Raw genomic sequence first — 11,688 nt, 5'->3', positions numbered from 1 at the left:
GGCGTGCGCCGTTGAGGCGTGGAGAAGAAGGGAGTGTTCGAAAGAATAGAGCCTGCTGGTTATGGCTCTTACTTGCCCGGCTTACCGGTGTCGGAAACGACTGAGACTCCGAAAGGAGAACGGGACCAAAGCATGCCGGGAAACGTCTCGAAATCGGGCGCCGCAGCCCAGTGGAGAGCACAAAGTAAGGTGTGCATGGTGAAAGCTGTATTGCCTGAATCCCAGTTTCCAGTTGCCAAAGGGCTGGCCGTAGCGAACGCGGCTGACACGCTATGCCACGCGGGGCAGATCGCACCGGCCAGTGCGATCCGCCACCAGTCTGCGTGGGACGACCACCATCCGTGGGTCAAGGAGACGAATGGGACACCTAAACACACCGCAACTTCCTACACACGCAACTACGGGATCGCCTGCAGCAGGCTCTTTCAAGAACCTGTATGGCGACGGAGCCGTCATAGTACCCAAATGCCCGGCGTAATGACCGGGACAGCCACCGCGAGGTGGACGATCATGCGTATAAGGCCGGGTGACCGGACCGAAAGCGCCTCCGATCGGGGGAAGGAGGATGCCGCTAAAAACGGCATTTGCAGTATGCGTAGAAGAGATTCTTCGACGGAGAGGTTCTGCTGATGCAGGCCGCTACCATCCAGAGAAGAATTGAATCACTGCCGACTTTGTCGCGGTCGGGTAAGCGCGTAAATGGCCTTCACCGCCTGATGAGATCTCCGCATCTCTTCGAGTGGGCCTACGAAAAGGTCTCCCGCAACAAGGGAGCCCTGACGCCCGGTGTAGATGGCAAGACCTTCGACGGCATGTCGCTGGCGAAGCTCGCTGACATCGCCAGGCGCGTAGCAGATGGCACTTATCGCTTCCGGCCAGTCCGGCGGGTCTATATCCCAAAGGACAACGGCAAAACACGACCGCTGGGTATCCCAACGGTGGAAGACCGGCTCGTTCAGGAGGCGGTCAGGATTCTTCTCGAAGCGATCTACGAACCCGTGTTCCTCGACGAGTCGCATGGGTTCCGCCCGAGACGATCCTGTCATACCGCACTCAAGTCCATCAAGAAGACCTGGACGGGCTGTAAGTGGCTGGTCGAAGTGGATGTGCGTGGGTTCTTCGACAACATCGACCATGACATTTTGCTTGGGCTTCTAAAGAAGCGGATCGATGACGATAGGTTCATCGCTCTGATCGAAGGAATGCTCAAAGCAGGTTACATGGAAGATTGGGTCTACGGACGCACCTATAGTGGCACGCCACAGGGCGGCGTTGTCTCGCCCCTGCTCGCCAACATCTATCTGCACGAGCTGGACCAGCACATGCAGACAATGAAGGCGGGCTTCGACAAAGGCCGCGACCGACGTCCATTCCCGCGCTACGCGGCGCTGGAACGGCGCGTACTCAGTCTCCGCCGTAAAATTGAACGGCTCCGCGCCAGCGGCGCGGATCGGGCCGAGATCGACGCTGCACTCGCGGAGATCAAAGCCATTAATAAGGAGAGACGGAAAGTGCCCTCCGTCGATCCGATGGACCCGAACTTCAAAAGGCTCCGCTACTGCCGCTACGCCGATGACTTCCTCATCGGCATAATCGGGAGCAAGCGGGAAGCGTGTGAGATCATGGTCTGCGTCGAACAATTCCTGACGGAGACATTGAAGCTCACCGTGTCGCCCGAGAAAAGTGGGGTCTATGCCGCTTCAAAGGGAGTGACCTTCCTCAGCTATCGCATCTCGACATACACATCCTATGGGGCTGGACGCAAATCCAACCGCACGGGACCGGATGGACGGACATGGCGCGTGGTACGCCGGCCGACCACCGGCAATGTCAGTTTGCGCGTGCCGCGGAAGGAGGTCACCGCGTTCTGCAAGCGACACGACTATGGCGATCTCGCCAGAAAAACTGGCCGTCCTCGCGAGCAGTTCTTGGTTACCAGCGATGTCGCAACCGTCCTCGCCTATAACTCAGAGTTCCGTGGTTTTGCGAACTACCATTCGTTTGCTGATGACTTCAAGGGCGCCTTGGGACTGTTGGAGCTTGTTGTGTTCCGCAGCCTCGTGAAGACGCTGGCGATGCGACATCGGACGACGAGAGCGAGAACCATGGCGCGTCTGTGGAATGGTACGGACTACGAGGTCAGCTCCGTGGTCCGTGGTAAGCTTCGCAGCATCAAGCTGTGGAGACTGAAGCATCTGACCCAAACCTACTGGACGAGTCCTGTGGTCGACAACGTCACGGCAGGGGCGTGGTGGGTCAAAAGCCCAAATGATCTGATCGATCGCCTCAACGCTCGCAGATGCGAAGCGTGCGGCGATACGACGGGACCATTTGAGATGCATCACCTCCGCCGCGTAGGAGACCTGCGAAGCGGATCGCTGACGGATTGGAAACGGTCCGGTTGGCGGCGCAAGACCATCGTCCTGTGTCCGTCATGCCGTTTAACCGTCTCCGGTCGAGAGCATGCGCGTATGGAAAGCCGTGTGCATTGAAAAGTGCCCGCACGGTTTGGGGGGAGGCGTAGGGATATCCTCGTCGAGGTATCCCGCGCCTACCCTACGAGACGCGAAGCGGCTCGGTTCACGAGAGCCCGATGCGGCGGAAGCCGCACGCGCGCAAGCAGATGGGTGCCGCATCTGCGGATAGATAGACAGCACAAGTGCTTGAGTGTCAGGCGCAGCAATGCGCGCTCGGGGTGATTTCAGCGGCGGCACGGGTAATCCCGGATCTTGTCAAAGAGCCCGCGCAGTCGCGTCATCACGGCGTCATCACTTGTCAGATGATACAATGCCGCCGCAGCCACGGTGGATTGCTCCTTCCGGAAAATCGACTGCCGGTCGAAATCCCGCGTGATCGTCTCGAACACCGCGTCTGGTGTCATGCCGGCGGCCAAGGCCTTTGCAACGTAGTACTCGGCCTCAGACTGCCCGCATCGCAGCGGCAGTCCATTTGTTCCCGGACGTAAGACGCCATGCTCACTGTCTCGGTGGACACAATGCAGATTGCTCGACCGCATAGATGGGGCCCGAGCGCAAGGTCCCGCTGCAATAATATTGATACTCGACGTGTCCCCAAACGTCTTTTTTTGAGTCACCGCCTGCAAAAGTCCAAAAGACATGTCCGCAGGCACCGGCTTCGTAGTTGCGCCTCTTCTGAAGTGATATGGGGTCCCAAACCGTTAATGTGGTCGACTGCGCGACATCATGATGGTTGGTGTCCCTCACAACGTTGGTACAGCGCGGGCGGTCGCTTGGCTGGACATCGACGCGACTCCCACCGGTCGGCCATGGCATCGTCCCCGTGCCCGACGCAGGCGGCTGCGCTCAATGGCGGCACCTTGACGGCGACCCCACCGACGCCTCGATCCGACGGTGGCCTTCGTCTCATTCTGGGCCGGACTCTTAATGACGGCTTATTTTGTTCGACGTCGAACGCGGGCCTCGACACCTGATACACGGGACTCAGGTTGATGCTTCAAAAAGATCAGCAAGACCTCGAATAAAGGCAATCAAGAAGCTTATGAAGATGAGCACGAGGCCAAGAATAGTCCACACAAAATCGGCCGCCTTTGGCGAGTCGATTTTCTCCTTAATTGCTCCTTCGATAGACACTTTCAATTGGCTCAAGCGCCCAGTTGCCTCGACTTGCTCGACCTTCAATCTCCGACGACGCAGCCAGAAATCCCTCAGCCACGGCACGGCAATGAGTATTGGACTCGCGGCGCCCAGAACGTCCTTGAGTGCGTCCCACCAGGAGTACGCCATCTGTTTTAGGCCTCACCTGCGAATCAGGCCTACACAGCCATAGGCATGTGAGCCGCGAGTTCCAGATCGTCACTCGACGCTGCAACACCGAGCGTTTTCCCGCATGCGACTGAAATTCGCTCCATCAAATCCCAAGTTGGTCCTTGGATTCCAACTCCCGATTCAATTTCACTAATTCGGGCCTGGCTTACGCACAACTTGTCCGCCAATTGGGATTGTGAAAGTCCAGCATCCTTACGCATCGCGCGAACGAATTCGCCGGCACGCATTGCCGCACTCGACAGCTTCTTTTCAGCTCCAAGGTTTGCATCAGCACGTTCAATCCTTTCGACAAGATCGGCAAGCGAACGCCCCCCTGTCTTGCTGCTAACCTCAGCGACGGCGCGCGGTCTACGTTCCTGACTTTTTTCGACTTTGAGTTTGACCATTGCAACCTCCGCTCTTCATACAAACCAGACTGAAGCTCGCGCATTCAAAATTCCGGTTTTCAAGACACTATAGTCGTTACCATTCCAGGAAGACCCGCCGGCAGACATGGGCACACCATGCTCACCCGCGAGCATCAGCGTCACGGTGACGTCGTCAATATCGTCGAATTCAACAGCGAAAATGACAAACTTGTTCGCTGACAAAGCCTGGAACATCTCAACACCTCTGTACGTATAAAAGGGCGAGAGATCCCTGCTATCCACCGATCCGCAGTGGACTTTCTGCAAGTAGAGCAGGACCTCGCAAGCAAAATTGTGCCCAAGCTGTTCCAATTCATCAGCCGCATCTCCCAATTGGGGATCCTCGAACGAAACAAGCATATAAGGAATTCCTTGTATTTGTCAATGTTCCCCCACCATCGAAATTCGATAAGGAGCTACGTTGAGGAAACAGCCCAATAATGTACATCGGTTGATTGACACTACCACAACGAGCACAGGACATACCCGTCAGTGAATTTGCCATGCCGTTGTGTCGATCAGGAAAACCGGCGCCAGGCAACAGCAATAACAAATTTTATCAATAGCTTAGCGTTCGAGATTTTGCCTCCCCCTAGGCGCCTCCCGGAGAAGTCATGACCGGCTCCACGCGTCAAGGAACCTGATCGCCCCTTCCTGAAAGTCGACGTTTCGCAATTTACGAATAGACGTTTCCAGCATGCGGAGTGACGAAAACCACCCGCTTGCCGTCGGCGAGGCAAGCTCAGATGCATAGCTTGGCAATACATGTCTTACCGGCGCTTTTCGGCAGCGAAACCACCAGATCGCCAGACTGATCGACGGCGCGGGTTGAGGCCTTGATGTGCGATGGCCAGAGGTCGACCTCCGCTTTGAGACGCCCATTGAAGCAGTGCCACGGCCAATCGCCCGCCGCCTGCCAGTTGCAGCGGGCCCCACTCTTGGAAGCTGCTCGACCAGATCGACAGAATATTGGTAAAACGGATTTAATTTTCTCGATAGTATTCACGGTGTGGATACGGCATGCGCTTCAAAGGTCTCGATCTGAACCTCCTCGTCGCGCTCGATGCGCTGATGACCGAGCGCAGCCTCACTGCGGCGGCACGCGGCATCCATCTGAGCCAGCCCGCCATGAGCGCGGCCGTCGCCAGATTGCGTGCCTATTTCCGCGACGATCTGTTCACGATGAGGGGGCGTGAGCTCATTCCGACCCCGCTGGCCGAAGCGCTGGCCGTCCCCACGCGCGAAGCATTGCTGCACATCCGCCTCTCAATTGCCTCACGTGACACGTTCGACCCGGCCAAATCGGACCGCCGCTTTCGGATCGTCCTGTCGGATTTCATGGTCATGCTATTCATCAGACCGGTCCTCGCGCGTGTCGCGCGCGAGGCACCCGGCATCTCGTTCGAGCTCATTCAGTTTGACGACCAGCCGGACGAGCCGCTTCGGCGCGGCGAGGTCGATTTCCTGATCTTTCCGGAAATATATATGTCAAACGACCACCCTAGAGCGAAGCTCTTCGAGGAGACGCTGGTGTGCGTGGGCTGTCATACGAACAAGCAGCTGTCGCGGAAGCTTACCTTCGAGCGATACATGTCGATGGGGCACGTTGCGGCCAAGTTCGGGCGCACACACAAGCCTTCGATCGAGGAATGGCTCCTGCTTGAGCACGGTCACAAAAGGCAGATCGAGGTGACCGTGCCGAGCTTCAGCTTGATCCCGCCGCTGTTACTCGGCACCGAGCGCATCGCGACAATGCAATCACGGCTGGCAAGGCACTTCGCGACCACGATGCGGCTGCGGATCGTCGATCTTCCGCTGCCGCTGCCGGCCTTTACCGAGGCGGTTCAATGGCCTGCTTTGCATAACAACGATCCGGCAAGCATCTGGATGCGGAAGGTCATGTTACAGGAAGCAGCGCGCATGGGGCGCCATGCGAAACCACGAGATGTCTCTCACGCTCGTAAATCCTAGCCGCGGCCTGTATCTGGGCGTGGCGATGAGGCTCAGTTACGGCACAAGACCACCTGACCGCAGCTCTCTCTAACGAAAAGACGGCGCGCTCCAATACAAATGGAGGCTAAACATTCAGGTCGCTCGCGTTTGGGAATTGGTGCCTGTCGAATAGCGGTGATTCACTCGATCCGGAGGCGGCGCAAGAACGGAAAACCTCGTTGCCAAGAGCTGAAAACGTATGACAAGCAGCCCCGCGTAGGTGGCTGAGCCAACCGATAAGCCGATCCAGATGCCGATCGCACCAAGGCCCATCATCAATCCAAATGCATAGCTAAACGAGAACCCGATCAGCCAGTAAGCGAGGACTGCGAACAGAAGTGGCATCCGCGTGTCCTTCAATCCGCGCAGTCCACCCGCCGCAATGATTTGCGTCGCATCGGCCGCAAAAAACCCTGCGGTCACCAGAAGAAGCGTCGTAGCCAGTCCGATCGTCGCGTCGGCATCTGCGGCCGATTTGTCCAGAAACAGCTCTGCGATCTGAAAACGAGCAGCGACGACCCCGATGGTCAGCAGTGCAGCGATCAAGAAGCCGAGCACGATCGCGGCCAGTCCTGCGCGTTTGATGCTGGGACCGTCTTTGCGACCAACAGCATGACCAACCCGCACGGCGGCCGCCATGCTGATGCCGAGCGGCACCGTGTACAGTATTGTTGCGACTTGCATCGCGATCTGATGAGCAGCAAGCGCGCTGGTCCCGATCCGGCCCGCCAGAAGTGCGCCGGCCGCGAATACCCCATATTGCATGACGAGAGCGATCGAGATCGGGGTGCCAATCACGATCATCTGCCGCATGAACAGCCGGTCGAAGCGCCACACATGCGCGAGCACCCGATAGTCCCGGAAAGGGCGGCACATTGTCGCAACACACACGGCGGCCAGGAACGTCCCGCAATTCACGAGCGTGCTCCCAAGCCCGACCCCAAACAGCTCCAGCCGCGGCAAGCCGAATTTGCCGAAGACCAAGAGATACACGAGCACGGCGTTGACGGGGATAGCCGCAAGCGTAATCCACAGGATCGGTTCCGGTCTGCCCGCCGCGGCCATGAAGTTGCGGATGGCGTGAAGCCAGAGCGCCGGCACCACGCCCCAGGCAAGTCCGAGCAGGTACTGTTGGGCGAGCCGCGCCGCGTCTGGCCCCTGACCAAGAGCGAGCAGAATTTGCTCTCCCCGCACGGCAATCGCGATGATCGGGACCGATAGAAACAATGCCAGCCACAGGCCCATGCGCAGCGCGCGCGGTACGACAGCGAAGTTGGCCGCGCCAATCGCCTGTGCGGTCAAGGGCCCGATGGGCGCCAGCAAGCCCGCGCCGAAGGTGCAACTGATGATGTAGAGCGTGACACCCAGCGCGGCCGCGGCGAGCGCCTCAGGCCCGATGCGCCCGATAAAGGCAAGATCGGTCGCCATCATCGCGACCTGTGCAAGCTGGGTCAGCGCCATCGGCCAGGCGAGCTTGGCGGTTTGACCGAGCTCGACAGCGAGGCCATGGCGAGGCTGCGAAGCCGATAGCGGCTTTTTGTGGACTATCTCGTGCATGGTAATGATGCTTCCCTGGTTGCATCGGCGGACCAGCGACGCCTGTTTTGTCGAGAGAAGGGCTCTCTTTCCCACACTGAATTCGCGAGAGTCGGGGATGCAGCCTCGCGCGCGGCCTCGCGCGATTGCCCTCGGCGAGCGACCTCGGGTCTGCGGCCTATATCTGGAATTGAGCGTGTATCTACGACCAATGGTCCACCGATGAAGGCAATTGGTCGCTTGATCAGTGCATCCGGGCTGCCGCTGCCCGCGCGGCCTTCAGTCTCGCGAAATCCTCGAGCCCACAGCGGGGAGACGGCATGCGGCCGGGATGCCGGAAATGCTCGATCGCCAGCATCGCGCAACGGTTTTGACGCGGACCGATCGCCGAGGGGCCGATCAGGCTCGCAAGATCGTGCGCGACCACGAATTGGGTGGCACGCTGCCAACGATACGAAAGGCACACCGCGGTTTGCGGTGAACTGAACTGCGACAATGTGGTGAGCGGCCACCCGGGGCTACCTTTAGGATCTGTACAGACGAGGACTCCGTTTTTTTGTTTTTCAAAACTCGTGCCAAACTAGGGGAGCTTGATTCCCAACGCGCTTTATCAAAGCTGGCGTGTCGCGGATCCGACAACGGTCGCAAATCCTACATTTGGCAGTGATGGTTGCCGCGCTCGCTATGTTGCCGAGGTGTAGTGCGTGTCGCGCTTGTCCGTTTTGACAGCCCTGATGCATGCGCTGCTCATCTTTCCTCATCACGCGGGATAGAGGACTTTCAAGCTAGGGCTCGTACTCTACACAAAAAAAAGCCCGGCCTCCTTGCGGCGGCCGGGCAGAAGTCAGTCTAGGGAGGAGCGACGCTGCTACACGTCGCACCGGCTTTCGTCGGCTGAGGGAGGACTGCCGACGATCAGACTACGGCGAGGGCATTCGCCGTTAACTTGAGGCCGTGAGGGCCGACACCTATTCCGAACGAAATGGCGCCGAACATAATCGAAGCAATTCGACCGAAAGCTCGACCCACGGAAACTTTGTCGCTGGCGGCCAACTAAAGTACGCCGCGAAGCTCCTCGCCTCGAGCCACCGCGACGTACTTGCAGACCGCCGAAGAACATGGCCACAAGATACTCAGGACACCGATCGACCACCCTCCTGAGTTGGCCATGTTTCTTCAAGCCGGCGTCTTGCTATGCCTCGTCCCTCGAGAGAGGTAAAATCGATTGTTGTGATGGTAGATATCTGCACTTTGGATGAAGTCGGGTACGCGTTTCTGCAGACTTTCGCGCTTTCGAGAGCGCGAGACAGCGCTCGATCAGCTCTGTCCCGAACCAGCGCGTTGATGCCGAAGATTGGCGCTAGCTTACGGCGATCTCCGGCGAGAGCGGCAGGGCTTCGTCGAGCCTCCCGTCCGGCTAGCGCAAAGTGACTTGCGTGGACCGCCGAAGAACGTGGTCGCAATGACCTCGCACTTCGGTTGGTGCTCGGCGCACATCTGAAAAGGTGTTTCTGGCCAAGATCGATTACCGTCTATGGCTGAGTGCTCCTCGATAAGCCGGCATTCTTCGTATGCGGGGCCGTCCAAGGGATTGACTCGTACGTAATGTCAGATTCTAGAATGCACCGAGACGGACTGGACACGATCAGCAAGAAATGGGGCATGTCAGTAGTACAGCAACGTCGTGCCACTCCCCGCAGTGCTCTTGATCTTTCGCTTCATGTCCCTGAACTGCATCGAAGAACCGATTTTCACGACGACAATCTGCACGGGGCAAGCGACTCTCTCGCTCCCGGCGCTCTACTCCGCGTTAATGAGGGACGATGTCGAGGACATGCCCGCTGTTCGACCTCATCAGCGGCAGGCGTTACATGCGTTCCTCGTGCAGGTCGGTGCACTCGCGCTCCTGGAAGGGACGACTACTGATCCCTCTCTCGACGCCTCGGTTTGGACGCATTTGTTGCGCGCCCTCACTTACAAGTTCACCCACGATGAGCCTTGGAGCCTCATTGTCGAGGATCTCTCCAAGCCTGGGTTCCTTCAACCGCCAATTCCAGAAGGAACGGTCGCGCCCCTAAGAGAGCGCGAACAAACGCCCGATTCGCTCGACATACTCGTCACTTCAAAAAATCACGACGTTAAAGCACAGCGCATGGCGATCGCCACGCCCGAACATTGGTTTTACGCACTGCTGACGTTGCAGACTACGCAAGGATACCTTGGCGCTGGAAACTACGGCATCAGCCGCATGAATGGCGGCTACGCCTCGCGACCATTTGTAGGTCTTGCGCCGAGTAACCGCTTGGGCGCGCGGGTCCGACGCGACATCAATCGCCTCTTACAGGCGCGTCGTGAGGTTCTCGACGAGAATTCGGGGTTCGCGGCGGTAAACGGAATCGGTCTCGTGTGGCTAGAACCGTGGGATGGCGTCTCGGCGATTGCCCCGAAGCAGTTAGATCCGTTCTATGTCGAAGTGTGCCGGCGAGTGAGGCTGATCCGAGAGAACGCCCGCATTGTTGCACTTCGCGGGCGCAGCCAAGCGGCGCGGATTGCCTTTCCTAAGAACACGAATGGCGTAACGGGCGACCCGTGGACGCCAGTCGACCAGCGGGAAACTATCGCGAAGGTGCTCACGGTTGATGGCGGCGGATTCCACTACAAGCGTGTCGCCGATCTGCTTGACCCTCAGCAGTACAAAGCTGCCCTCCTCCAGCAATGGCGGCAGGCAGACGGCACACTGGACCACAGCCTTGTTCTCACGGCAACTGCCCGTGAACAAGGCGGTACGGACGGCTTTCACGAACGTCGCATTGTTGTGCCGACGTCTGCTCTGCCATTTCTCGGGACGCGCGCGCATGCGCTTGCCAGCTTGGTCAAGGAACGCATCCAGGATGCCGCAACGATCCGGGCGAGAGTGTTGCTGACTGCACTCTATGTTTTGTTCCAGCGCGCTCCCGACGAACTGAAGTTCCCGCACGCGGCATGCGAAACCAAGGCGGCGCCTTTTCTTGCTGCTTTTGATGGCGGCGTGGACCGCAACTTCTTCGACGCCCTATTCGATGAACTCGCCGCGCCTGATGGCACAGCGAAGCGAACAGCGCGCCGCCAATGGATTTACACGCTCAAGGAGCTTGCCGTTCTACAGTTGGAAGCAGCAAAAGGTGCAACGCCGCGCTCGGGCATCCGCCGCTACCAGGCCGAAGGCGCTGCGGAGGATGCCATCGAGTTCGGTTTTCGCAAACACTTTTCCATGGAGATGACGCATGATTGATGCGCTCGGGCCGACAGAAGCTGCTCGCAACAATGTCGATCCGCCGAGCCGTTCTCGATTCGAGGACCGTTCTTATCAGGTGGACGGGCCACTCCATGCCCTGAGAAAAGAGTTTAACGTGCTCGTGAAGCGAGAGGCCCGCGGTGAGCTTGCGGCGCTCAAGCGGGTTGATCCTGACCGCCTCGAAAACTCGGCCTTTTTTCGGCTATTGACGAGCTGTGTCCCACATCAATTTCTCGGTCGCGGCTGCGTGCAGATCAGCGCTCCGGGATCGGAAGTGGATATGGTTCGTCGCTTCGCGGCAGTCGCCGCCATCATGGCACTGCGGCCGGATGGCCTGAGGCCTTGGGGCCTCGGAAGAGCTATGGCCGATACGGGCGTGAGCGATTTGCGCCTGTCAATGTTTCTCGCCGCGCGGGGGGCTTCATTCAGGGATCTTGCTCGGCGTCTCGCTCGCCGCCTCGCTCGTGATGCCGAGGCGCTTCCTTATCTCGATCTCGGGCGACTGCTTCTAATGGAGAGCCTTCCTGAATATGTCAACGAGACCGACTCGGTGCGGATCGCCATCGCTCGCGAGTTTTGGCGCTCCACTCGAAGAGTTCCGCGCAGAAATGAGGGAGAGGCAACAAACGAGCTGAGCAGCCACGCCGGCGAATAGGCACTTCCGAAGACGATA

General features: G+C 58.6%; 9 protein-coding genes. 4 read left to right on the top strand and 5 right to left on the bottom strand.

Annotation, left to right across the window (positions count from 1 at the left end):
* Positions 1–629: 629 nt before the first annotated feature.
* Complete coding sequence (locus AXW67_RS03230) at positions 630–2,492, top strand: reverse transcriptase domain-containing protein (RefSeq protein ID WP_063676587.1); 1,863 nt, start codon at positions 630–632, stop codon at positions 2,490–2,492.
* 209 nt (positions 2,493–2,701) lie between these two features.
* Here AXW67_RS03230 and AXW67_RS03225 read toward each other — a convergent pair whose 3' ends face one another.
* From AXW67_RS03225 to AXW67_RS03215, 4 genes are all read right to left on the bottom strand, one after another.
* Entirely contained in the window at positions 2,702–2,893 is a 192-nt protein-coding gene (locus AXW67_RS03225) for a hypothetical protein (protein ID WP_063676585.1), read from the bottom strand.
* Positions 2,894–3,461: 568 nt separating this feature from the next.
* Positions 3,462–3,764 (bottom strand): hypothetical protein, encoded by a 303-nt coding sequence (locus AXW67_RS03220; protein ID WP_027555258.1) that lies wholly within the window; start codon positions 3,762–3,764, stop codon positions 3,462–3,464.
* 29 nt (positions 3,765–3,793) lie between these two features.
* Positions 3,794–4,192, bottom strand: coding sequence for a helix-turn-helix transcriptional regulator (locus tag AXW67_RS40140; RefSeq protein ID WP_082905942.1), 399 nt, complete (start codon positions 4,190–4,192; stop codon positions 3,794–3,796).
* 15 nt (positions 4,193–4,207) lie between these two features.
* A complete protein-coding gene (locus AXW67_RS03215) occupies positions 4,208–4,573 on the bottom strand; it encodes a hypothetical protein (protein WP_063676584.1) in 366 nt (121 codons plus the stop codon).
* A gap of 660 nt (positions 4,574–5,233) precedes the next feature.
* Between AXW67_RS03215 and AXW67_RS03210 the strand changes: the two genes are divergently transcribed.
* Positions 5,234–6,184 (top strand): LysR family transcriptional regulator, encoded by a 951-nt coding sequence (locus tag AXW67_RS03210; protein ID WP_063676583.1) that lies wholly within the window; start codon positions 5,234–5,236, stop codon positions 6,182–6,184.
* 114 nt (positions 6,185–6,298) lie between these two features.
* Here AXW67_RS03210 and AXW67_RS03205 read toward each other — a convergent pair whose 3' ends face one another.
* The gene (locus AXW67_RS03205; RefSeq protein ID WP_063676582.1) at positions 6,299–7,762 is read right to left on the bottom strand and encodes an MATE family efflux transporter; all 1,464 of its coding nucleotides are present in this window, start codon (positions 7,760–7,762) and stop codon (positions 6,299–6,301) included.
* Between the two features lie 1,684 nt (positions 7,763–9,446).
* Between AXW67_RS03205 and casA the strand changes: the two genes are divergently transcribed.
* Both casA and AXW67_RS03190 read left to right on the top strand, forming a co-directional pair.
* The gene (gene casA, locus AXW67_RS03195; protein WP_145927389.1) at positions 9,447–11,012 is read left to right on the top strand and encodes a type I-E CRISPR-associated protein Cse1/CasA; all 1,566 of its coding nucleotides are present in this window, start codon (positions 9,447–9,449) and stop codon (positions 11,010–11,012) included.
* On the top strand, positions 11,005–11,670 hold the full coding sequence (locus AXW67_RS03190) for a type I-E CRISPR-associated protein Cse2/CasB (protein WP_145927388.1): 666 nt from the start codon (positions 11,005–11,007) through the stop codon (positions 11,668–11,670). Before casA ends, AXW67_RS03190 begins: the two co-directional genes overlap by 8 nt.
* The last annotated feature ends 18 nt before the right edge of the window (positions 11,671–11,688 follow it).

This window comes from Bradyrhizobium neotropicale (assembly GCF_001641695.1).
GTDB classification, from domain to species: Bacteria; Pseudomonadota; Alphaproteobacteria; order Rhizobiales; family Xanthobacteraceae; genus Bradyrhizobium; species Bradyrhizobium neotropicale.
This window is presented reverse-complemented; position numbering and strand designations above follow the sequence as displayed.